Source organism: Amphritea atlantica (assembly GCA_024397875.1).
Classification (GTDB): Bacteria; Pseudomonadota; Gammaproteobacteria; order Pseudomonadales; family Balneatricaceae; genus Amphritea; species Amphritea atlantica_B.
On the sequence record CP073344.1, the window covers coordinates 1,786,990 to 1,810,064 of the forward strand.

Here is a 23,075-nt window from a genome sequence, read left to right on the forward strand (position 1 = left end):
ACAGGTAATTAAAGCGTCACAGGCTTACACAGCCATTTTTTACCTTCAGAGGTGCGCGCGCATTTACTACAGATGTACTGACTATTACGGGTAACCGCTGCAATCTCATCAAAGTGTTTAGAGATGATCTCTCTCTTAAGCTTACACAGGCTTTTAGCTTTCAGTGTATCGGCCATTAACATTACCTACCGTTAAATTATGCTGAAAGAGTTATATAATAATTTTCGGCAGATGTAAATGCTAATGATTCTCATAACGATAGTGCGTATGTGGCAGACCGGACAGAATCAAACGGTTTAATTCTGTCCGTTGATGGTCTGATTTATTTCGGTATCGGCGCCTCATCCCAGTCCATCTCAGCCATTTGCTGATAATGTTTATAACGCTCGCTGACATCGTGTTGTGCCTTTTCCAGGAAAGCTGCGGCTTCTGCCGGATGTGCTTTGAGCAGGGAGTTGAAACGGGTTTCTCTGCGGGCAAATTCAGAATAGGGGATAGAGGGCGGTCTGGAATCCATTTTCAGTGGGTTCTGGTGTTTGTCCGCCAGACGCGGGTCGTAGCGGAACAGAGGCCAGTGGCCACTATCCACCGCCAGTTGCTGATGCAGATGGTTATCCTTCATCTCAAAGCCGTGGGCGATACAGGGAGAGTAAGCGATGATCAGGGAGGGGCCATCATAGGATTCAGCTTCAAGGAAGGCCCGCAGGGTCTGAACATCTTTAGCTGCATAGGCCACATGGGCGACATAGACATGCTCATAATCCATCGCGATACGGGCGAGGTCTTTTTTTGCCACCGATTTGCCGGACGCGGAAAATTTGGCGACCGCGCCGATCGGAGTCGCTTTCGAGGTCTGTCCGCCAGTGTTGGAGTACACCTCAGTATCCAGCACCAGAATATTCACGTTGCGTCCTGATGCCAGCACATGATCCAGGCCGCCGAAACCAATGTCGTAAGCCCAGCCATCGCCGCCGATAATCCAGACACTCTTACGACTGAGCTGGTCGGCAAGGTGGCGCAGCTCAACCGCTTTGTCACCGATCTGAGAATGATCGCTGAGACCATCCAGTGCGAGCTTCAGCTTCTCGATTGACTGACGCTGATGTTCGATACCCGCTTCATCCGCTTCTGTTTCACTCAGCAGCGATTCAACCAGTGCAGGATCAAGCTTATCGCTTAACTCATGCAACAGGCTGATGGCGTAGTCTTTCTGTTTATCCAGTGCCACCCGCATGCCCAGACCAAACTCCGCATTATCCTCAAACAGGGAGTTATTCCAGGCCGGCCCCCGTCCTTCCGGATTTTTGGTCCAGGGGGTTGTCGGCAGGTTTCCGCCATAGATTGATGAACAACCGGTGGCGTTGGCAACCAGCATCCGGTCGCCAAATAGCTGACTGGCCAGACGGATATAGGAGGTTTCACCACAGCCGGAGCAGGCACCACTGAATTCGAACAGGGGCTGGAACACCATAGAGCCTTTGAGCGTCGACTTTTTAAGGGTGGTACGGTCAAACTCCGGTAATGACAGGAAGAACTCCCAGTTATCTTTTTCAACGTCGAAGGTTTGCTCCTTCGGTACCATATTGATCGCTTTATGCGCCGGATTCTGTTTATCAACAATCGGACAGATATCAACACAGAGCGTGCAGCCGGTGCAATCGGCGGGGGATACCTGATAGCTGATGAAGCTGTCGGCAGGGAAATCTTTTGCACCTTTAACCGGCACCGCTCTGAAACCGTCCGGCGTCTGTTGCAGAAGTGACTTATCGAAGATCTTGCTGCGGATAACGCTATGGGGGCAGACCAGCACACATTTACCGCAGTGGGTACATAGGTTTTCATCCCACAGTGGCAGTTCAGTCGCCAGATCGCGTTTTTCAAATGCGGTGGTGCCGGTGGGCCAGGTACCATCTGCTGAGAGGGCGCTCACAGGAATCCGGTCGCCATGACCGGCAATCAGTTCAGCAGTCAGTTGGCGGACAAAGTCATTGGCAGTGTTGGCGCTCAGTTCATGCATCGGAATCCGGCTGGTGGCCCTGTCATGCACCTTCACCTCATGCAGCTGACTGAGGCTGGCATCAATCGCATCAAGGTTGAGCCCGACAACTTTCGGGTTACTGCTATAGGATTTTTTGACTGCGTCCTTGATCAGGCTTATTGCATTATCGAGCGGCAGAATACCCGAGATCTTAAAGAAGCAGCTTTGCATTATGGTATTGATCCGTTTACCCATTCCGCATTCGGTCGCAACCCGATAGGCATCAATGGCAAACAGACGGATCTGTTTTTCGATCAGTTGCTGCTGAACAGACTCGGGCAGGGTATCCCAGAGTTCATCTGGCGAGGCGCTGCTGTTGAGCAGGAATACTGCGCCATCACGGGCTTTATCCAGCATCGGGTAGAGGCTGAGAAAACGCGGCTGATGACAGGCAACAAAATCCGCCTGCCCGGCCTGTATCTCATAGGCCGAATGGATTTTGTGAGGCCCGAAGCGCAGATGGGACACCGTGACGGCTCCGGATTTCTTCGAATCATACACAAAGTGTCCCTGGGCGTAGTAGCCTTCCTGATCACCGATGATTTTTATACTGTTCTTATTGGCACTGACGGTTCCGTCAGCGCCCAGGCCGTAGAATACCGCCTGATAGGCATCGTCATGGGCGTCGGTGATAAAGTTCGGGTCATAGCTGATACTGGTGTGGGTCAGGTCATCATCGATGCCGACGGTAAACAGGTTTTTACTATGGGGTTTGTCCAGTTCATCAAAGACACCACGGATCATCGCCGGGGTAAACTCTTTTGAGGAGAGACCAAAGCGTCCGCCCAGCAGTTTCGGTAGCTTATCTGCGGTTAACTTTCCGGACAGCATCGATTGCATAAACGCCGTGGCGATATCTTTGTACAGAGGCTCCCCATCAGCACCGGGTTCTTTGGTGCGATCCAGTACCGCGATCTGCTTAATACTGTCGGGCAGGGCCTTTAACAGGCGTTGCGCATCGAATGGTCGGAACAGGCGGACTTTCAGTACGCCGGTCTTGCCCCCGTTACGGTTGATATAATCGACCGTTTCCGTGGCTGTTTCGGCCCCGGAACCCATCAGGATAATCACCGACTCGGCGTCTGCGGCCCCTTCATATTCGTAGAGCTGATACTGACGTCCGGTGACCTCAGCAAACCGGTTCATCGCCTGCTGAACGATCTCAGGGAAGGCGTCATAATAGGGGTTGCAGGCTTCCCGCGCCTGGAAAAAAATATCCGGATTTTGCGATGTGCCCCGCACCACCGGGTGGTCTGGCGAGAGTGCCCGGTTGCGGCAATTGCGCACCTGTTGCATATCGATCAGTTGCCGCAGCATCGCCTCTGTCACCACTTCGACCTTACTGACTTCGTGGCTGGTGCGAAATCCATCAAAGAAATGCAGTATCGGGATCCGCCCCTCCAGAGTCGACATTTCAGCGATGGTGGCCATATCCATCACCTCCTGAACCGAGTTGGAAGAAAGCATGGCAAAGCCAGTGGACCGGGTGGCCATTACATCACTGTGGTCACAGAAGATTGACAGGGCATGAGTTGCCAGAGAGCGGGCCGCAATATGAAACACCGTCGGGCTGAGTTCACCGGCGATTTTGTACATGTTCGGAATCTTAAGCAGCAAACCCTGAGACGCCGTAAAGGTGGTGGTTTTTGCGCCCGCCTGCAGAGCACCGTGCACGGCACCGGCAGCCCCCCCTTCACTTTGTAATTCAATAACATCGGGAATAACGCCCCAGAGATTTTTTACACCATCGGCACTCCAGCTATCGCTCATCTCACCCATCGGTGAGGCCGGTGTGATAGGGTAGATGGCGATGACATCATTGAGGTGATGGGCGATGTAGGCCGCAGCTTCATTACCATCCATCATCCGTGTTTGCCTGGTATCCTTTACTGGGTTGTTCATCATGATGCTCCCGGGCACGCTTAAAACTTAACTTACTATATTAGTTTATTCTTATAGTCTGTGTTGATTTAACTATTATTGCAGCTATCACTGCAGGAACTGCTCTGGATCAATGGCTATGTTCCTCATTTTGAGACAAGTCGCGGTGTCTGCTCTGTCAGAAAAAGTAATTTTAATCAGGTTGTTAAATCCCCGACGGTTTCCTCTATAATGGTCAGCCTGTTTTTCACTGAACTTCACCTAAGCCAGAGTCATAAGCGAATTCCGATGTTGCAGATCTATAACACCCTGACCAAAGAGAAAGCCCCGTTCCAACCACTGGAAGAGGGCAAGATCAACATGTATGTATGCGGTATCACCGTATACGACTTCTGTCATATCGGACATGCACGGGTGATGGTTGCGTTTGACGTGATCACCCGTTACCTGCGAGCCCGTGGCTGGGATGTCACCTATATCCGCAATATCACCGATGTTGATGACAAAATTATAAAACGTGCCGCTGAGAACGGAGAACGTCCCGATCAGCTGACTGAGCGAATGATCGATGCGATGCACGAAGATGAAGACAAACTCAGCGTGCTGCGCCCCGATCAGGAGCCCCGTGCCACCGGGCATATGCAGGATATTATCGATATGGTGCAGGTGCTGATTGATAAGGGCTTTGCCTATGCCGCTGATAATGGCGATGTCTATTACCGGGTAGAGAAGTTTGCTGACTACGGCAAACTGACCAATAAAAATGTTGATGAGTTACGCTCCGGGGCCCGGGTAGAGGTACAGGATGCCAAAGAGAGTCCGCTGGATTTTGTCCTCTGGAAAGCAGCAAAGCCGGATGAGGTCAGCTGGGATTCTCCCTGGGGCGCGGGCCGTCCGGGCTGGCATATCGAATGTTCCGCGATGTCTAAATGCTGTCTGGGTGATACCTTTGATATCCATGGCGGCGGACCCGACCTGCCGTTCCCGCACCATGAGAATGAGATCGCTCAGTCTGAAGCTGCGAATGGTGTTAAGTTTGTAAATACCTGGATGCACGCCGGCGCAGTACGGGTGAATGCTGAGAAGATGTCCAAGTCCCTGGGGAACTTCTTTACCATTCGCGATGTGCTGGAAAAGTATGATGCTGAAGTGGTCCGCTACTTTCTCTCTTCCGTACACTATCGCAGCTATATCGACTATTCCGAAAGCAGCCTGAAAGAGGCGCGCAGCGCCCTGGAACGTTTTTATCAGGCGCTTAACGACGTAGAGCCGGTCACTGCGGCCCTGGAAAATGACTACGAGCAACGTTTTTACGCGGCCATGGACGATGATTTCAATACCCCCAAAGCGCTGGCGGTATTGTTTGAACTGGTTAATGAACTGAATACGGCAACCCGTGCCGGGGATGCTAAAGCACCTGCGCTGGCGGCTCAGCTGAAACAACTGGCTGGCGTTCTTGGCCTGTTACAACAGCAGCCGGAAGCCTTCCTGCAGGGTGAGAGTAAAGTGGGGGAGATCACCCCGGAACAGATCGAAACACTGATTCAGCAGCGTGCTGATGCGAAAAAGGCTAAAGACTTCGCTGCCGCTGATCAGATTCGTGAAGACCTCGTGGCACAGGGTATTATCCTCAAGGACAGCCGTGAAGGGACGACCTGGTTCCGTGAAGGCTGAATGCGCCCAAGCGTAAATGAGTATTGCTAAGGCAGCTGTAAGCTGCCTTTTTTATGGCTAAGGACACCGGAATGAATCAACAGACAACACTGATCATCTTTTGTAAACGGCCCATGCATGGCCAGGGTAAACAGCGTATAGCGGCGACACTGGGTAAAGATGCTGCCTATCAGGTTGCCTGTGCGTTACTGAATTGCGCCCTTGAAGATGCCAGGAGCTGGCCGGGGCCGGTGGTGCTGTCTCCTGGTTGTGAAGCTGATCGCCAATGGGCAGAAGACCTGTTGTTATGTGAATGTCAGGTTGTACCTCAATGCGCAGGAAACCTGGGGAAAAAACTCAACTATGTCGATCAGATAGTGCGGCAGCAGGGTAGTTCACGGTTACTGTTTATCGGCACCGATGCTCCTGAGCACAACGCCCAACGCTATGCTGAGTTTAACCAGCTGTTAAACGATAATGATATTGTTCTTGCGCCTGCCGAAGATGGTGGCGTCACCGGGATGGGCGGTCGCTGTCCCTGGCCTGCGCTGGACAATCTGCCCTGGAGCACCCCGCAGCTGGGTGAGCAGTTGACCGCAGTCTGCAAAGAGGCGGGTTTTCAGGTTGCTTTCAGTTCCGTTGGTTACGATGTGGATACTGAAGCTGATCTGCATCGGCTGCTGGATTCACTTGCCTATGATGCCAGGCCAGCCAGACAACAGCTGCTACAACTGTTGCACGTGTTACTGAGCAAAAAGTAAGAGGTTAATATGGAACGGATACGGAGTCGTGACTGGTATACAACAGCTGATGGGGCTGACCGGGGTTATATCCGCTCCCATCTGCTGAAGGAGTTGTGGTTTCATACCGGAACTGCCTGCAATCTTAGCTGTGATTTCTGTCTTGAGGGTTCAGGCCCCGGAGATCAGCGGCTGGAATTGCTGAAGCTTGCGGATGTGTCGCCCTATATCGATCAGGCCCTTGAGCTGGGGGTGCAACAGTTCTCTTTTACCGGTGGTGAACCTTTTCTGGCCAAAGACCTGATCAGGATTCTCCAGCTGGCGTCAGAGCATGCACCCTGTCTGGTACTGACCAACGGCACCGATGCATTACAGAAGCGTCTGCATCTGCTCGTGCCTCTGTTGCAGAGTCGTTATCCGGTGAGTTTTCGTATCAGCATCGATTCCCCTATTGAAACGGAGCATGATGCGGGCCGGGGTGAGGGGATGTTTGATCTGGCACTGAAGGGGATGAAAGCCCTGAATGATATGGGCTTTCAGGTTTCTGTTGCGCGGCATATGGCCGAGGGTGAAGACAGCGCTGAGGTTGAACGGCAGTATCGCGATCTGCTGGTTTCCCGCGGTATTCCCGCAGAGACTAAGTTTGTCGCCTTTCCTGACTTTCTTCCGCCGGGCAGCCATGGCCATGGACCGGATATCACCACTAACTGCATGACTCAATATCACACCGAAGAGAGCCGTAACAGTTTTATGTGTGCATTCAGTAAGATGGTGGTGAAACAAAACGGGAGGATGCGCATCTATGCCTGTACGCTGGTGGATGATGATCCCGAATATGATATGGGTGATAATTTACGTCAGGCACTGGAGCAGCAGGTCAGTATGAAGCATCATCGTTGTTTTAGTTGCTTTAAATATGGCGCATCATGCAGCGAAACTTAGCCTGAACCCCGCATACCGCGTTAAAGTTCAGGCTGTGTCGGGTTTACAGTAATAATCAGATGAACAAACACAGTATCTCCGTCGTTATTCCGGTCGGGCCGGACGAAACAAGTCTGGAGCCGATGCTGCAACAGTTACATTTTCTGCAGCGGGCAGAGCAGGTAATCTTTGTTTTCTGTCCCCGGTCTGAACATCTCAGTGCACAGCTACCGGATACCGGGCAGGTGAATGCCCTGACCGTTGAAGCGGGCCGTGCCAGACAGCTTAATGCCGGGGCCCAGCGGGTTGAATCTGGCTTCATCTGGTTCCTCCATCTGGATAGTCAACTATCCAATACTCAATGGCCGATGCTCGATCAGAGCCTGACGCGTCAACCCGACTCACTGCACTATTTCAAACTACGCTTTCTGTCTGACGGTGACGGGCCGATGTGGCTTAACAGCCTGGGCGCTAACCTGCGTTCGCGTTATTTAGGTTTGCCCTTTGGTGATCAGGGGTTCTGTCTGTCTGTTGCGCAATTTGAACGGTTGGGCGGTTATCCGGTCGAAGCGGTATATGGTGAAGACCACTTGTTTGTCTGGCGCGCGCATCAGAAAGGTGTCAGATTAACCAATACCGGCGCCGCTCTAACGACCAGCGCCCGTAAATACTTGCGTGCTGGCTGGGGGCGACTGACGCTGAGGTATCAGTTCTGTTGGATCAGACAGGCACTGCCACAACTCTGGCTGCTGTTGAAAAGTAAATGGTTAAATACCTGAGTACACGCGCTTTTCTGAATTGGTGTTTGTCAACAAACCTTCCGGCGAGACTTTCTATGCGGGCTTTTCACTGATGAATAAATTATCAACGCTGACTCAGCTATTGAAGTTTATGCTGCCATACCGCAAATATTGGGTCGGGGCGGTGATCGCGCTGTTGTTTACGGCAGCTATAACGCTTGCAATCGGTCAGGGGGTGCGCCTGGTGATCGATAATGGCTTTGTGGCAGGCTCTGTATCGCAGTTGAATCAGGCCATCATGATTCTGATCGCAATGGCGGTGCTGATGGCCTGTGGCACCTTTATCCGTTTTTATCTGGTGTCATGGCTGGGCGAGCGGGTGACCGCCGATATTCGTCAGGCGGTGTTCGATAATGTGATCGGTCTGCACCCCAGTTTTTTTGAGACCAACCGGAGTGGCGAAATCATGTCGCGGCTGACGACGGATACCACTTTGCTGCAATCGATTATTGGCAGTTCCTTTTCGATGGCGTTGCGCAGTCTGGTTACTACGTCCGGTGCACTTATTATGCTGTTCGTGACGAATATCAAACTGTCGCTGATCATTGTCGCCGGTGTGCCGCTGATTCTGCTGCCGATTCTTATCTTTGGACGCCGGGTGCGGGCCCTGGCGCGTAAAAGTCAGGACAGTATTGCCGATGTTGGCAGCTATGCCGGTGAAGCGATTCAGCAGATTAAAACGGTTCAGAGCTACACTCAGGAGGTCCATGAAAGCCGCGCGTTCGGGGTTGAGGTGGACAGTGCTTTCAGGGTCGCTCAGCACCGTATCCGGCAGCGGGCGATGCTGATGGCAATGGTTATCTTGCTGGTGTTTGGTGCGCTGTCAGGAATGCTCTGGGTCGGCGGGTATGATGTTATCACCGGGGCAATGTCCGCCGGTGAGCTGGGCGCCTTCGTGTTTTATGCGCTGATTGTCGCCATGGGGGTTGGCACAATGTCTGAGGTGTATGGTGAACTACAGCGGGCGGTGGGGGCAACCGAGCGGCTGATGGAATTGCTTGATGCAGAAAGTGAGATCCGGGCGCGTAAAACCGGTGCCGTACCGGTCACTGACACCACTGATCTCAGGGCCGAACTCTCCCTTAAAGATGTCTGCTTCAATTACCCTTCGCGTCCGGATCAGGCCGCTTTGGAAGATTTTTCGTTAACCTTTAATGAAGGATCTATCACCGCGCTGGTGGGGCCCTCCGGAGCGGGAAAATCGACTGTTTTTGAACTGTTGCTACGCTTCTATGATCCGCACAAAGGTCAGGTCTGTTTCGACTCAGTGGATCTGCGTGATCTGGATCCCCGTGAGCTAAGACAGCAGATCGCACTGGTGTCGCAGCAACCGGCTCTGTTTACGGCTGATGTGATCGAGAATATTCGTTATGGCCGCGGCGATGCTACTGAAGCGGAGGTGATTGCCGCTGCAAAAGCCGCCTATGCCCATGAGTTTATTGAACGCCTGCCAGACGGCTATTACAGTGATCTGGGGGAGCAGGGTGTACGTCTCTCCGGTGGTCAGAAGCAGCGTATCGCCATTGCCCGGGCGATCCTCAATGACCGGCGCATACTGCTGCTGGATGAAGCGACCAGTGCTCTGGATACCGAGAGTGAGCACAAGGTTCAGCTGGCCCTGGATACGCTGATGCGGGGTAGAACGACTATTATCATCGCTCACCGTCTGTCGACAATATTGCATGCGGATCAGATTGTGGTGATGGATCGGGGCAGGGTTGTAGGGCAGGGTAGCCATGACCAGTTGCTGCAAAGCTCAGAGCTGTATGCACGTCTGGCTGAATTACAGTTTAAGACCGACTCCGTCGGGCAGGAGTCAGTCCTGTAGGATTCAGCTACTTCCCCTGATAGCTCGGGGTACGTTTCTCAATAAATGCATTGACCGCTTCCAGGTGGTCTTCTGTGTTGTGGCAGATCCCCTGCATCAGGGCGCAGTGTTCGAGAAACTCGGGGAGCTCCATTTTCTGTGCTGTTTTCAGCAGTCTTTTAGTCATTCTCAAGGCCTGGGGCGGTTTATCCGCTATCTGTCGTGCCAGCTCCATCACTCTGTCCATCAGCTGTTCATGTTCCACCACTTCCAGTAATATTCCCAGCGTTCTGGCTTCATCGGCAGCGATCATTCTGCCGGTCAGGGTCAGCTCAGCCGCTTTCTGGTAGCCGATTAAACGTTGCAGGAACCAGGCCCCACCATCGCCGGGGATGATGCCCAGATTGACGAATGTTTCGCCCAGCAGGGCTTTACTCGAACCGATTCGGAGGTCGCACATGCAGGTCAGGTCAAATCCGGCACCGATTGCCGGCCCATTAATTGCAGCAATCACCGGGATATCAATTGCGGTCATCGCCAGTGGAATGCGTTGAATGCCCAACCGGTACTTCTCCTGTACGGTATAGACATCGCCGCCAAAAGCACCGTCTTTATGGATACCCTCCCGCTCACTCATCTCTTTGATATTACCCCCGGCAGAAAAGGCACTGCCTTCCCCCGTGAGAATCAGTACCGAAACCTCAGGGGTACGTTTAACCCAGTCCGCCACGCTAATAATATCGTCAATCAGCCCGGTGCCGGTGAGAGCGTTGCGGACATCGTGGCGCCTGAACGTCAGGGTCGCGATACGGTCAGACAGGCTTAATTCACTGTCAGTCAGTTCTGGAAGTGCTACATTTTGATCCATGGCTATTCCATTGTTGTATACGTTATTTTGTTTCGATGTCTGAAACCATTTTTATTCTGTAATACAGTCTGCCAGAGGCAGGGCGAACGGATTATACCGCCCGGTCAGCCATAATGAATCGCCAGCCAGATGGTATCCTGAGTCGGTGATGTCCATTCAACACGATGGCGCCTGTGAGCCGGGATATGGAGATAATCCCCCGACTGCAGTTCGGTTGACTGACTGTCAGGGTAGCCTATCCGTGCAGCGCCCTGAATCAGCACAAGCCACTCATGCTGATCCTGATCATACCAGTAGTTTTCGGGAGAATGGTGCCCCCGGGATACGATCCGTTCAATTTTGATATGGTTGTTTTCTAAAAGGGTGGTGAATAACTCACCGGGAAGTTGTGCCGGGATATTGGTTAACAGGTTCTGCATCGGACTCTCTCAACTATAAGTTAGCTCAAGATTAGTTCAGTTTCGCAGATTATTCACTCAGGCAAGAGATGAGATTAATGGGGCTGGGCTGCTTGTAAAAAAGCACCATGCTCTGCGCATGGTGCTTTATAAGGAATGCTAAAAAAGTAATATCAAAACTTGTAGCCAACAGAAACCATATACACCATTGGATCAATTTCAAGCTCGCCTAGTTTGCTTCCATTCACTTTTACATCGGTATTGATATCCATTTTCCAGACGGCAGCATTCAACAGCCACTGATCGTTAATTGAATAATCGACACCCAGCTGGCCTGCCAGACCCCATGAACTATCGAGTTCAAGCTTGGTTCCAGCCAGAGCGCCGGTGGTACTTTCTGAGAAGAATTCAGTGTAGTTAATACCCAATCCTACATAAGGCTGAAAAGCGGAGCTGCTATCCATTGGGTAGTACTGCAGGGACAGGGTGGGCGGCAGATGCTTGGTTTCACCTACTTTTGCGCCATCAAGGGTAATGTCATGCTTGAAAGGGGTGGCTGCCAGCAACTCCAGACCAAGGTTATTGGTAAGCATGTAGGTGCCGGTAATACCAATCTGGGTATCGTCTTCTACATCTAAGCCTGCAACGACAGTATTATTCGATGTCTGGGGGTCAACGTTCGCCGCACCCACCCGTAAAATCATATCGCCTGCTTCGTATGCCATACAGTTAGCTGTGACTACCAGTGATGCACCCATGACTAATACGGAAAGTGTTTTTCTGTTCATTAAGATCATCCTTACGCTAAACAACATTCAAAAAGTAGTGCTATTTGACGCTTATTGTCTGGCAGATGTATTGATTTAAAACAGTATTTTTCGGCTAAAAGTATTCTCTGATGAGACTATTGCGCCAGATCAAAAAAAACTTACTTTATGAATGGTTATAGATAATTAAATGAGCTGTCGTAGCCGCGATGTTGACAGATAGATGTCATAAAAAAGGACGCCGAAGCGTCCTTTTTTGTCATACAGTCGGGTCAGATATTAACCGAACTGGTTCATGGTGTTGTCTTCACCAGCGGCTTTCAGTGCAGCTTCACCGGCGAAGTATTCTTTGTGATCATCGCCCATATCGGAACCGGCCATGTTCTGGTGCTTAACACAGGCGATACCCTGACGGATCTCCTTACGCTGTACGCCAGCTACGTAGCCCAGCATGCCCTGCTCACCGAAGTACTCTTTCGCCAGGTTGTCAGTAGACAGCGCCGCGGTGTGGTAAGTCGGCAGGGTGATCAGGTGATGGAAGATACCCGCTTCACGCGCCGCATCGGCCTGGAAGGTACGGATCTTCTCATCGGCAATGGCAGACAGTTCAGTCTCATCGTATTCAACCGACATCAGGTTGTCGCGGTTGTAAGCCGATACGTCTTTACCTTCTTCAACCATCGCATCAAACACCTGCTGACGGAAGTTCAGTGTCCAGTTGAATGATGGGCTGTTGTTATACACCAGCTTGGCATTCGGGCAGACTTCACGGATACGGTTAACCATGTTACCGATCTGACCCACGTGAGGTTTTTCAGTCTCGATCCACAGCAGGTCAGCACCGTTCTGCAGCGAGGTGATGCAGTCCAGTACGCAACGGTCTTCACCGGTGCCAGCACGGAACTGGAACAGGTTGGATGGCAGACGCTTAGGACGCAGCAGCTTGCCGTCACGGTTGAGTACCACATCACCGTTCTTCATATCGGCAGGGGATACTTCTTCGCAATCCAGGAAGCTGTTGTACTGGTCGCCCAGGTCGCCTGGCTTGTTGGTCACAGCGATCTGCTTGGTCAGGCCGGCACCCAGAGAGTCGGTACGGGCCACGATGACACCGTCATCCACACCCAGCTCCAGGAAGGCGTAACGTACTGCACGGATCTTCGCCAGGAAGTCTTCATGAGGTACAGTTACCTTACCGTCCTGGTGACCACACTGCTTCTCATCAGACACCTGGTTCTCAATCTGGATACAGCAGGCACCGGCTTCGATCATCTGCTTAGCCATCAGATAGGTCGCTTCAGCGTTACCGAAACCGGCATCGATATCGGCGATGATTGGCACGACGTGAGTCATGTGGTTATCAATCTTGTCCTGAGTGGCCGCTTCAGCCGCTTGGTCGCCCGCTTTACGCGCTGCATCCAGTTCACGGAAAAGACCACCCAGTTCACGGGCATCGGCCTGACGCAGGAAGGTGTACAGCTCTTCGATCAGGGAAGCCACGGAGGTTTTTTCGTGCATAGACTGGTCTGGCAGGGGACCAAACTCAGACCGCAGCGCTGCTACCATCCAGCCTGACAGGTAAAGGTAACGACGGTCAGTGCTGTTGAAGTGCTTCTTAATAGAGATCATCTTCTGCTGACCGATGAAACCGTGCCAGCAACCCAGAGACTGAGTGTACTGAGAAGAGTCGTTGTCGTAGCGTTCCATGTCTTTGCGCATGATCGCAGCGGTATACTTAGCGATATCCAGACCGGTTTTGAATTTGTTCTGAGCACGCATGCGGGCAGCGTATTCAGGGTTGATCGCATTCCAGGCAGAGCCGTAGGTCTCTTTCAGTGCGGCAACTGTTTCGATATCTTTAGTCAGAGTAGACATGGTGAATCCTTCTGTTGGTAGCTCTCTATCCAGGCGTTATGTTTTATGGGTGCTGGATTAGTGAGCGGTTTACATCTTGCGTCAGCAAATTGTCGAAGTGGCAGACGCCTCACGGAGATCTCATAATGCTGACTTTGCGAAGGGGGGTCAAAGCTTTTTTGTGCACAGCAGCAAAGCTGTAACTGTACTACATAAGCGCCGTTTGATTGTCTGTAGTTTAACTACATGCTGGGTGGCTTGCTGCGATGCAGCAGAGCTAGAATTCATCGGGGTTTGAGTCGTTATAGTCTAAAGTCTAGCTACTTTTGTAGTGGGGTGAAATCAGCCTTTTTACAAAAAACTTAAGTTATAAGAACGGTAATTGTTAATAGCTAAATGATATAAGCCTGTATTGACTACAAACTTCAAAAATTAAGAAAAATAAAAGGAATCTGAAAAAAGTTATAAATATCAGTTAACTAAAACAGAAAAAGACCATGATATCTGGCCTTTTTCGTTCATTACACTGATCAGTGGTGGGTACTTCAGAATTCAGATCGGTATAGAGGTGGGCGTTATTCCGTATAGAGTGAGCCCTGATTATAGAGGTCGGCCAGTAACTGCAACTGCTGATCACTCCATTCACCCTGATTGATAACGATCAGTGGTGACTGACACAGGCTGGTTACTAAGGCGCAACTGCTGCCTGAAACTTTAAAGCAGTTACCGTCCGCATAGAGCTGAATTTCGCCATCCTGACCTGCACTGTAAGAGAAACGGCTGCCTTCGTTGCGTATAAAGCACAGATCGCCTTCTTTAAGCGCTTCGCGAATCTCTGCTACGGTAGCAGGCTGCTCCGGGCGCTGATCCAGTTCCGGGTATTTCGGATCGGTGACAAATTTCCCCAGCCACTCACCCAGTCGGGCATCATCCTGCAAATAGGAGGTAAAGATCTCGCGTACTTTTTGCAATGCTTCGGGACGGATTTCGCCCGGGTTGTCCTGCAATGTCAGATCGGGATCCGTATAGCGGGATTCAGAGGTAAGTTTTTCACCGATAAAATCGGTAAAGCTGCGCATGATCTCCGCGTGCGAGGGGGCTCTGAAACCGACCGAGTAGGTCATACAGTCATCGGAGGCACCGATACCGTTGTGGCCTACCTGGGGCGGGATATAGAGCATATCGCCGGGCTCAAGAATCCAGTTATGTTCCGGCTCCCACTCGGTCATAATCATCACCGGTGTATCCGGGCGACGGGGAGAGTTCTGATCGAAAAATCCGCCGACTTCCCAGCGGCGTTTACCCTGAGTCTGAATCAGAAATACGTCATAATTATCGTAATGAGGGCCTACGCCGCCGCCCTGGCTGGCAAAACTGACCATCAGGTCATCGTAACGCCAGTTAGGAATAAAGCGAAACTGTTCGATAATCTCACTGGCTTCCGGAACCCAGTGATCGACAGCCTGTACCAGCAATGTCCAGTGGCTCTCAGGAAGGTTTGCAAAGGTGTCGTCGTCAAACGGGCCGTGCTGTATCTGCCAGTCAGTGCCATCCGGACTCTGAACAACCAGTCTTGATTCCACATCCTCCTCAAGCGACAGACCTGCCAGTTCATCAGCACCCACAGGGGCTTCGAAATCTGGGAACGCGTTGCGAACCAGTAGCGGCTTCTTCTGCCAGTAATCACGCAGAAACTCTTCGACTGAGATGTCGCCGAAAGGTGAATCACTCATTGATCAGATCCTTTATCCTGAGATTGTATAGGGGCGTGCTTAGCTTCAGCAGCGGTTAACTTAGAGGTCGTCTCGTCTATCGATGTAAGAATGCCCCGGAGCATATTCAGTTCGGTGCGTTCTGGCCGTGAGCGGTTAAAGAAACGCCGCAGTTTATCCATCACCTTGCCTTCATGCTGAGGTATGATGAAGCGGGTCTTACGCAGAGCCTTTTCAAGGTGCTCGTAAAATCGCTCCATATCGCGGGTCAGGGGGTAGGGCTCATCACTTTTGATGTAGCTCTGTTTGCTGTGGGCCTGCCAGATCTCGTAACACACCAGCTGAATAGCGGCCGATACATTCAGTACCGGATATTCAGGATTAGCCGGAATGTAAACGTGGTAGTTGCAACGCTGTAGTTCTGCGTTGTGCAGCCCCATGGTTTCACGGCCGAAAATGATGGCGACCTTACCGTGCTCAGCTTCACCGACCACTTTGCGGGCACAGTCGTGAGCATCAAAAATCGGCAGATCAAAAGTGCGGTTTCGCGCACTGGTTCCGATCACCAGTTGGCAGTCTGCAATCGCTTCATCCAGCGTACTGACTACGACGGCACTCTCGAGAAGGTCTTTGGCACCTGCCGCGCGGGCGTCGGCCTCCTCATCGGGAAAAACCCGTGGCTCTACCAGATACAGCTGGCTCAGCCCCATGTTCTTCATTGCCCGTGCAGCGGCGCCGATATTGCCGGGATGAAAGGTATTGATCAGTACGATACGGATATTGTCGAGCATAGTGTCATCGTTATTCAGGTCAGGCGGCTATCATAGTCAGTTACGGCCTGAGTGTTATTGTTTCAGATCAGGTTTGCGGAGTGTTGATTATCTGCTGAAAATTGCAAATACCGCGTTCCTGTTGCCAGAATTGAGAGGGTTTTTCTGCGTCTCAGGCGGTCTGTTGTGGCTGGTTCAGAGTGTTCAGAATGGCGTAAGTTTAATGATTTTTGAAGCGACAATCCAGAATGATTCCATATTGATAAAGCGAACAGGCAAAATGTGATTTTCAGTTTTTAAAAAGCCACGCTTTTTAAAAACTAAACTTTCACCTCAAAGTTGATATCCCTGGTCGCGGGTTCAGAGCAGGGCCGTCATGGATCCGTTAATTGCCCTGACTTAAAGGCAGCTGCGCTGCTGGATTGTCTGCAAAATCTTTCACCAGCGCCAGGCGGTTTTTCTCGGGTATCGACTCGACTACCTGCATCTGAGGATGGTCAACGCCCATCGCAAGTGAACTACCCTGAACCAGCGAATCAATCATTTCAGGCGTTAACTGAAATGAAAGGAAATGCACGCTGGATGTTTTCTCTGCATTTTCACGTTCCAGATCTTCATCGGCGACAGCATAGACCCGTTGGTATCCATCCACCTGCACCCAAACCCGGTCCTCGACACCAATCAAACGTGACAAGGCCTCGCGGCGTTCCTCAGTATCAGTGTATTCAATCATCATCGTGGCTTTCCAGTTAGTACCATCAGGGATCAGGGGGTTGTAGGTATCCAGTTCCTCCTGAATCGCTTCCGCTTCGAATATACGTTCGGCCCTCAGCATTTCCTGTATCTGATATTGAATGGTGGCTCTATCCTCAAACAGCAGCCGGATATGCTCGCCAAGATGGATCTTGCGATCAGTCTTATAGGTCATCACCTGACGTCTGAACTGATCCCGGCACTGCGCGTACGCCTCTAATGACAATAGCTCCTCACGACTTAATATTTTCATTAGTGATTCCTCCGAACTGTCCGGATCATAGTCCGTAAGCGCGATGTAACAGTGTTATAGGGTGCAAGGCTCCGGCCTCATGTTCACTGAGATGGGCAATCTGGCTTCCGGCCATCGGACAGTCGCTACTCAGGTGCGCTGCCTGCGCCGCTTTAACCTTGCGGGCAACGGGTCGCCCTATCTTCACGGCTTTATCGTGGGTTTCACGTTTAACCGCATAGGTTCCGTCATGCCCGGAACAACGCTCCAGGACACTGATCTGAGTGCCGGGCACCAGTTGCAGAACATCCCGTGCTTTGAAACCGATATTTTGTACCCGCAGATGACACGCAACCTGGTAACTGATATCTCCAAGAGAGTTTGAAAAATCGGTTCTCAGACGTCCCTCTTTATGGCGTAGCCAGAGGTATTCAAAGGGATCAAAAAAAGCATCCCGCACCTTTATGACGTCGGGATCATCGGGAAACATAAGCGGTAGTTCCTGCTTGAACATCAGCACGCAGGATGGCACCAGTGCTGTCAGGTCGTACCCCTCATCGACCATGGCTGCCAAGACGGGAATATTGGCCTGTTTCGCCTGCTCAACACTGTTCAGGTCACCCAGTTCCAGTTTGGGCATGCCACAACATTGCTCCTTGCTAACAAGCGTTACCTGAATATCATTATGCTGGAAGACGTCAACCAGATGCTCTCCCAATACCGGACTGTTGTTATTGCAGTAACAGGTGGTAAACAGTGCCACTTTACCCGTAGTGTTCCTGCCTGTTGCCGTGGGCCTGGTCGGTATTGCATCCAGTGTTTTCAGCATCGGCGTGACCCGTTTTCGCAGGGTTTTGGAGTCAAACTCAGGGAGTACGGCATCTTTATGAATTCCCAGTAGTTTATCCATTAAATTGCGAATCCAGGGTTGGCGATTAACAGCATTCACTGTCACATCCACGATAGGTATAGTTGCCCATTTACCGACCTGATCGGTGTTGCTGAGAATACGATCCCTGAATGTTGATCCCTTCAGGCTATGTTTGACAGCTTTGGCTCTGAGCATCAGGTGTGGGAAGTCCACGTTCCATTCATGGGGCGGAACGTAGGGGCACTTAGTCATATAACACATATCACACAGATAGCACTGATCTGCGACCTTCATGTAATCTGCAGGATCAACTCCGTCAACCTCCATGGTGTCCGACTCATCCACAAGATCAAACAGGGTAGGAAATGCATCGCATAGATTGACGCAGCGTCGGCAGCCATGGCAGATATGGAAGACTCGCTCGAGTTCCGAATTCAGGCTATCGAGGTTATAGAACTGCTCACTCTTCCAATCCAGTGGATGTCGGGTAGGTGCTTCCAGGCTGCCTTCACGCTTGCTTGCTTCTTTCATAGGCGAATACCAGTGCTACAAAAGCAGGGCAGGTATTCCTGCCCTGGACTGTTGGCGGGGTTAATCCAGCGTATCCAGTGCTTTCTGGAATCTGTTGGCGTGACTGCGTTCAGCTTTTGCCAACGTTTCAAACCAATCGGCTATCTCATCGAACCCTTCTTCGCGTGCCTGTTTTGCCATCCCCGGGTACATATCAGTGTACTCATGGGTTTCCCCGGCAATTGCAGCCTTTAAGTTGTTGGATGTACTACCGATAGGTAATCCAGTTGCCGGATCACCCACTTCTTCAAGGTAATCCAGATGACCATGGGCATGGCCGGTTTCACCCTCGGCTGTGGATCTGAAGACCGCAGAGACATCGTTATAACCTTCAACATCGGCTTTTGCTGCAAAGTAAAGATACCGGCGATTTGCCTGTGACTCACCTGCGAAGGCGTCCTTCAGGTTTTGTTCTGTTTGGCTACCTTTGAGAGACATAACTTACCTCCTAATACTTAGAATAAACCACTACAGCTCAAAATAAGCGTAGACCACAGGTATCTGGGTTAATAAATAAAGGATGCTAATGTGCACGATTGACTCCCGCTATTAACCGCTCTCAAAGAGGTGTTATTGAAGTAACACGGCGGCAGGAGGGAAAGCATCTGCACTGGTTTGACGCCAGAGTTTGGCAGCAGCGTCTGGCGAATATTAGTTAACTCCGAGCACGGCTCCGGATGTCATCGCCATGTACCCCCTGAGTCAATTCCCTGAGTCAATTCGATTGACTGAAATGGCAGCTAACAGGCTGCGGACGATCGATGAATGACATTATCGTCCCCGGCTAAAACGTGCCTTCTTTTTCGTCTACCCTGAAATTTATAAGTCGGTAAAAGATTCCGGCGGCTGTCTGTGCGAGTGATTTGCCGCTGTGTGACCGAAAAGGTCAATACATTGACTGTATAGGCAAATCTGAGGCCGTCGCTGTCTGATTTAAACGTGATAACCTGAATGGCCAGAGGAAAGCTCAGGCTTTCGACTTAATACTGATCATTGAGGTTGTTGTCGTGAATTCAATCGTTACTGCTGAATACTCGGTCCCGGAGTCCGGTCAGTTGCTTGAGGTAGCGCCCGGTGTCTTGTGGCTGAGAATGCCGCTGCCTTTCGAGCTGGACCATATCAATCTCTACCTTCTCGATGATATCGATGGCTGGATCGTAGTGGATTGTGGCCTTGGAAACTCAGACACACGCACCGTTTGGCAGAATGTTATTGCCAGTAGTCTGCAAGGCAGGCCGATCAAGAAAGTAATCCTTACCCATGCTCATGTTGATCATATCGGTGCGGCAGGCTGGTTATGTCAGTACACGGGTGCACCGCTTTGGGTTACAGCCGGTGAGCAGGCAACGGCTGAAGAATATTCTCTGCTGCGAGGCGATAACGCTGACACATTTTCGTCTCAGGCTAATAATTTTCTGCACCGGCTGGGGATGGATGAGCAACAAGTTTCAGGAATCATGGGGATTTTCACCGGTATATCCGCGCTGGTTCATCCGCTGCCGGACAGGATAGAGGAATTAACAGCAGGGATGAGCGTTCAGGCGGGCGAAGTTCAGTGGCGGGTGATTGTCTCGGAGGGCCATTCAGAGGCCCATGCCTGTTTGTATTCTGAGGCCCTGGGCGTGTTGATCTCAGGTGATCAGGTGCTGCCTCGTATCAGCTCTAATGTCAGTGTCAGGGCGGCGAAGCCTGAAGCTAATCCGATGCAGTCCTGGATCGAGTCGTTAGAAGGATTAAAAGCGCTACCCGAAGATACGCTGGTGCTTCCGGCTCATGAGCGGCCTTTTTATGGACTCCAGGCGCGGCTTACCGAATTGATTGAGGAGCATATGCAAACCCTGCTCAGAGTTGAGGCTATCTGTTCAGAGCCTCTGACCGTGATGCAGTTGGTCGGAGTAGTCTATCAGCGTAAGTTAAACTTGTTTGATCAATTGCTGGCCGGAGGGGAGTGCCTCGCCAATCTGCACTACCTGCTGGCAGAGAAACGTCTTCAATGCTATTACGATGAAAATGATGTGCTGGTATTTGCTCAACCGGATTCGTTCTGACGTGTTAAGATTGGCCGTAGCCGGGAGAGTGACTTCCCAGTTTCTTTTATTGGCTGATTCTGAGAGCAAATTTTTGCAGATCCCAGATAAAGCGCTCCCGGTGGAAAAGCTGAGGCGAGTGGTCTGAGTTTTCATAGATATGCAGTTCGGCGTCCGCAATATTATCCCGGACATACTCAGCCACTGGCTGGGCATAGAACTGACTTTCATCGCCGTAAATCAGCAGCGCGGGGATATCCATTGATGGCAACACATCGGTGAAGTCTGCTGCGCTGAGGCTCTCCCAGCATTGTACCAGTGGTTCACTGTCCAGCGTTTGCAGGTGCTCTCGCATCTGCTGAAAGCCACGGGAGTTGCGACTATAGTTTTCGTAGGACTTGCGGTTGTAGCCATTGGCAACCAGTTGTAGCAAGCCCTCTGCAAAATCATCACGCAATTTGCTGATCAGCTGCGCATTGGCAGTCTTATCGAAGTTGCCGTAGATGCCATAGTGCCATTGCTCATCGGTAACCAGTCTGGGCGACTGATCGACAATGCAGGCTCCGGACAACTTGTCACAGCCGAAGTCGCGAATATATTGCCACAGGGTGAGGGCACCCATCGAGTGGCCAACCAGTAAGATGTTTTCGAGTTGGTGGTGTTCAATCAGCTGTTGCAGATCATTTGCCATGTCCCTGATATGAGTGCTGGTGTCCGGTCTCTGCTGATGTCCGCCATGGCCCCGGGCATCCCAACAGATCACTTCGTGATGGTCGGCCAGTGCTGAGGCGAAGGGCAACCAGTCTTTTGCGCTGGCACTCCAGCCGTGCAGGAAGATAACCGGACTGCCTTTACCGAGTCGCAGATAATGGATCTTTGCTCCGTCATAAGCGGTTATTTGTTCCATGATTACAGTTACTTATAGATTTAAGTTAAAGTAATAAAAAAAGCAGAGCCGAAGCTCTGCTTTTTTATAATCAGCGATAATCAGATCGCTTTAGCCTGGTCTACGGCGTTGCCGATGTAGTTGTGAGGCGTCAGCTGCCGAAGCTCTTCTTTAGCGGCTTCAGGCATATCCAGAGTATCAACAAACGCCATAATGGTGGCTTTGTTCATCTCCTGGCCGCGGGTCAGGGCCTTAAGTTTTTCGTACGGCTCTTCAATTGCGTAACGGCGCATCACTGTCTGGATTGGCTCTGCCAGAACTTCCCAGCTATTTTCCAGATCGGCGTCCAGGCGGGCTGGGTTGAGTTCCAGCTTGCTGATCCCTTTCAGGCTCGATTGGTATGCAATCAGGCTGTAGCCGAAACCAACGCCCATATTACGCAGTACAGTGGAGTCGGTCAGGTCGCGCTGCCAGCGGGACACCGGCAGTTTGGCCGCCAGGTGTTGCATCACTGCGTTGGCAATACCCAGGTTGCCCTCTGAGTTTTCAAAGTCGATCGGGTTTACCTTGTGCGGCATGGTTGATGAACCCACTTCGCCGGCAATGGTCTTCTGCTTGAAGTAACCCAGAGAGATGTAGCCCCAGATATCCCGATCAAAGTCGATGATGATGGTATTAAAGCGGCATACTGCATCGAACAGCTCTGCAATGTAATCGTGTGGTTCGATCTGGGTCGTGTATGGGTTGAATGTCAGTCCCAGGCTTTCAACGAACTCCTGAGCATTTTTCGCCCAGTCGACATCAGCATAGGCGGAGATGTGAGCGTTGTAGTTGCCCACGGCACCATTGATTTTACCCAGCAACTCAACTTTCTTGAGCTGATTGATCTGACGCTGCAGACGGTAAGCAACGTTTGCCATCTCTTTACCAACGGTGGTTGGTGATGCTGTCTGGCCGTGGGTACGGGACAGCATAGGCTGAGTGGCATAGTCACGACCCAGTTGAGCGATCTCATCGGTCACCTGCTGCATGATCGGCAGCATAACGTCCTGACCCTGTTTCAGCATCAGTGCGTGGGACAGGTTATTGATATCCTCAGAGGTGCAGGCAAAGTGAACAAATTCGCTGACAGCGGCCAGTTCGGCATTGTCGGCAATGTGCTCTTTAATCAGGTACTCAACCGCTTTAACGTCGTGGTTGGTGGTCCGTTCAATCTCTTTTACCCGGTTGGCTTCAGTTTCACCGAAGTTTTCAACCAGAGCGTTCAGGACAGCATTGGCTTCGTCGCTCAGTGCCGGAACTTCAGTGATTTGTGGGTGTGCGGCTAGTTTCTGCAACCAGCGAACTTCAACGGTTACACGGGCGCGTATCAGACCAAACTCACTGAATACAGGGCGCAGATCAGCGGTTTTGCTACCGTAACGACCATCAACTGGAGAGATCGCGGAAAGAGAAGAAAGATCCATATCGAGTAAATACCTGACTGGGTTAAATTTTGAGCGCGAATTATAGCTAAAATAGCCTCGC

19 protein-coding genes are annotated in these 23,075 nt (G+C 51.3%); 6 read left to right on the top strand and 13 right to left on the bottom strand.

Translation table 11 applies throughout. The features are described 5' to 3' along the window. Positions 1–8: 8 nt before the first annotated feature. Both KDX31_08160 and nifJ read right to left on the bottom strand, forming a co-directional pair. Complete coding sequence (locus KDX31_08160) at positions 9–176, bottom strand: hypothetical protein (GenBank protein UTW04959.1); 168 nt, start codon at positions 174–176, stop codon at positions 9–11. A gap of 146 nt (positions 177–322) precedes the next feature. Next, entirely contained in the window at positions 323–3,904 is a 3,582-nt protein-coding gene (nifJ, locus tag KDX31_08165; protein UTW05334.1) for a pyruvate:ferredoxin (flavodoxin) oxidoreductase, read from the bottom strand. A gap of 303 nt (positions 3,905–4,207) precedes the next feature. On the opposite strand from nifJ, the gene cysS reads away from it, so the two are divergent. From cysS to KDX31_08190, 5 genes are all read left to right on the top strand, one after another. Then, positions 4,208–5,593, top strand: coding sequence for a cysteine--tRNA ligase (gene cysS, locus KDX31_08170; GenBank protein ID UTW05335.1), 1,386 nt, complete (start codon positions 4,208–4,210; stop codon positions 5,591–5,593). Positions 5,594–5,664: 71 nt separating this feature from the next. Next, positions 5,665–6,333: a DUF2064 domain-containing protein gene (locus KDX31_08175; GenBank protein UTW04960.1), complete on the top strand. Its 669-nt coding sequence runs from the start codon at positions 5,665–5,667 to the stop codon at positions 6,331–6,333. Positions 6,334–6,342: 9 nt separating this feature from the next. Further along, positions 6,343–7,254 carry a radical SAM protein gene (locus tag KDX31_08180; protein UTW04961.1) on the top strand — a complete coding sequence of 304 codons (912 nt, stop codon included), beginning with the start codon at positions 6,343–6,345 and terminating at the stop codon, positions 7,252–7,254. A 59-nt stretch (positions 7,255–7,313) separates the two neighbouring features. Next, the gene (locus KDX31_08185) at positions 7,314–8,012 is read left to right on the top strand and encodes a hypothetical protein (GenBank protein ID UTW04962.1); all 699 of its coding nucleotides are present in this window, start codon (positions 7,314–7,316) and stop codon (positions 8,010–8,012) included. 73 nt (positions 8,013–8,085) lie between these two features. After that, on the top strand, positions 8,086–9,861 hold the full coding sequence (locus tag KDX31_08190; GenBank protein UTW04963.1) for an ATP-binding cassette domain-containing protein: 1,776 nt from the start codon (positions 8,086–8,088) through the stop codon (positions 9,859–9,861). Between the two features lie 7 nt (positions 9,862–9,868). Here the strand turns inward: KDX31_08190 and KDX31_08195 are convergent, their stop codons facing one another. The 9 genes from KDX31_08195 to KDX31_08235 all read right to left on the bottom strand — a co-directional run bounded on the left by KDX31_08195 (position 9,869) and on the right by KDX31_08235 (position 19,073). After that, positions 9,869–10,708: an enoyl-CoA hydratase/isomerase family protein gene (locus KDX31_08195; GenBank protein ID UTW04964.1), complete on the bottom strand. Its 840-nt coding sequence runs from the start codon at positions 10,706–10,708 to the stop codon at positions 9,869–9,871. Positions 10,709–10,812: 104 nt separating this feature from the next. Next, positions 10,813–11,127, bottom strand: coding sequence for a cupin domain-containing protein (locus tag KDX31_08200; protein ID UTW04965.1), 315 nt, complete (start codon positions 11,125–11,127; stop codon positions 10,813–10,815). Positions 11,128–11,279: 152 nt separating this feature from the next. After that, entirely contained in the window at positions 11,280–11,894 is a 615-nt protein-coding gene (locus KDX31_08205; GenBank protein ID UTW04966.1) for an outer membrane beta-barrel protein, read from the bottom strand. Between the two features lie 258 nt (positions 11,895–12,152). Beyond that, positions 12,153–13,748 carry an isocitrate lyase gene (locus KDX31_08210; protein ID UTW04967.1) on the bottom strand — a complete coding sequence of 532 codons (1,596 nt, stop codon included), beginning with the start codon at positions 13,746–13,748 and terminating at the stop codon, positions 12,153–12,155. A 554-nt stretch (positions 13,749–14,302) separates the two neighbouring features. After that, positions 14,303–15,460: a cupin domain-containing protein gene (locus tag KDX31_08215; protein ID UTW04968.1), complete on the bottom strand. Its 1,158-nt coding sequence runs from the start codon at positions 15,458–15,460 to the stop codon at positions 14,303–14,305. Then, positions 15,457–16,230, bottom strand: a complete 774-nt coding sequence (gene trmJ, locus KDX31_08220; protein ID UTW04969.1) for a tRNA (cytosine(32)/uridine(32)-2'-O)-methyltransferase TrmJ — start codon at positions 16,228–16,230, stop codon at positions 15,457–15,459. The genes KDX31_08215 and trmJ overlap by 4 nt, the downstream gene beginning before the upstream one ends. A gap of 364 nt (positions 16,231–16,594) precedes the next feature. After that, positions 16,595–17,215: a DUF3501 family protein gene (locus KDX31_08225; GenBank protein ID UTW04970.1), complete on the bottom strand. Its 621-nt coding sequence runs from the start codon at positions 17,213–17,215 to the stop codon at positions 16,595–16,597. Positions 17,216–17,240: 25 nt separating this feature from the next. Continuing rightward, positions 17,241–18,596, bottom strand: coding sequence for a Fe-S oxidoreductase (locus KDX31_08230; protein ID UTW04971.1), 1,356 nt, complete (start codon positions 18,594–18,596; stop codon positions 17,241–17,243). Between the two features lie 60 nt (positions 18,597–18,656). Beyond that, positions 18,657–19,073: a rubrerythrin family protein gene (locus KDX31_08235; GenBank protein ID UTW04972.1), complete on the bottom strand. Its 417-nt coding sequence runs from the start codon at positions 19,071–19,073 to the stop codon at positions 18,657–18,659. Between the two features lie 569 nt (positions 19,074–19,642). Between KDX31_08235 and KDX31_08240 the strand changes: the two genes are divergently transcribed. Then, entirely contained in the window at positions 19,643–20,683 is a 1,041-nt protein-coding gene (locus KDX31_08240) for an MBL fold metallo-hydrolase (GenBank protein UTW04973.1), read from the top strand. Between the two features lie 46 nt (positions 20,684–20,729). Here the strand turns inward: KDX31_08240 and KDX31_08245 are convergent, their stop codons facing one another. Both KDX31_08245 and purB read right to left on the bottom strand, forming a co-directional pair. Next, a complete protein-coding gene (locus KDX31_08245) occupies positions 20,730–21,569 on the bottom strand; it encodes an alpha/beta hydrolase (protein ID UTW04974.1) in 840 nt (279 codons plus the stop codon). Between the two features lie 80 nt (positions 21,570–21,649). Continuing rightward, the gene (purB, locus tag KDX31_08250; GenBank protein ID UTW04975.1) at positions 21,650–23,014 is read right to left on the bottom strand and encodes an adenylosuccinate lyase; all 1,365 of its coding nucleotides are present in this window, start codon (positions 23,012–23,014) and stop codon (positions 21,650–21,652) included. Positions 23,015–23,075: the final 61 nt, after the last annotated feature.

Bases quoted from the DNA above. Each gene is read 5' to 3' on its own strand.
- trmJ (UTW04969.1), bottom strand. From the start codon at position 16,230: ATGCTCGACAATATCCGTATCGTACTGATCAATACCTTTCATCCCGGC.
- KDX31_08245 (UTW04974.1), bottom strand. From the start codon at position 21,569: ATGGAACAAATAACCGCTTATGACGGAGCAAAGATCCATTATCTGCGA.
- KDX31_08230 (UTW04971.1), bottom strand. From the start codon at position 18,596: ATGAAAGAAGCAAGCAAGCGTGAAGGCAGCCTGGAAGCACCTACCCGA.
- KDX31_08175 (UTW04960.1), top strand. From the start codon at position 5,665: ATGAATCAACAGACAACACTGATCATCTTTTGTAAACGGCCCATGCAT.
- KDX31_08185 (UTW04962.1), top strand. From the start codon at position 7,314: ATGAACAAACACAGTATCTCCGTCGTTATTCCGGTCGGGCCGGACGAA.
- cysS (UTW05335.1), top strand. From the start codon at position 4,208: ATGTTGCAGATCTATAACACCCTGACCAAAGAGAAAGCCCCGTTCCAA.
- KDX31_08210 (UTW04967.1), bottom strand. From the start codon at position 13,748: ATGTCTACTCTGACTAAAGATATCGAAACAGTTGCCGCACTGAAAGAG.
- KDX31_08180 (UTW04961.1), top strand. From the start codon at position 6,343: ATGGAACGGATACGGAGTCGTGACTGGTATACAACAGCTGATGGGGCT.
- nifJ (UTW05334.1), bottom strand. From the start codon at position 3,904: ATGATGGATGGTAATGAAGCTGCGGCCTACATCGCCCATCACCTCAAT.
- KDX31_08195 (UTW04964.1), bottom strand. From the start codon at position 10,708: ATGGATCAAAATGTAGCACTTCCAGAACTGACTGACAGTGAATTAAGC.
- KDX31_08235 (UTW04972.1), bottom strand. From the start codon at position 19,073: ATGTCTCTCAAAGGTAGCCAAACAGAACAAAACCTGAAGGACGCCTTC.
- KDX31_08160 (UTW04959.1), bottom strand. From the start codon at position 176: ATGGCCGATACACTGAAAGCTAAAAGCCTGTGTAAGCTTAAGAGAGAG.
- KDX31_08215 (UTW04968.1), bottom strand. From the start codon at position 15,460: ATGAGTGATTCACCTTTCGGCGACATCTCAGTCGAAGAGTTTCTGCGT.
- purB (UTW04975.1), bottom strand. From the start codon at position 23,014: ATGGATCTTTCTTCTCTTTCCGCGATCTCTCCAGTTGATGGTCGTTAC.
- KDX31_08205 (UTW04966.1), bottom strand. From the start codon at position 11,894: ATGAACAGAAAAACACTTTCCGTATTAGTCATGGGTGCATCACTGGTA.
- KDX31_08200 (UTW04965.1), bottom strand. From the start codon at position 11,127: ATGCAGAACCTGTTAACCAATATCCCGGCACAACTTCCCGGTGAGTTA.
- KDX31_08225 (UTW04970.1), bottom strand. From the start codon at position 17,215: ATGAAAATATTAAGTCGTGAGGAGCTATTGTCATTAGAGGCGTACGCG.
- KDX31_08190 (UTW04963.1), top strand. From the start codon at position 8,086: ATGAATAAATTATCAACGCTGACTCAGCTATTGAAGTTTATGCTGCCA.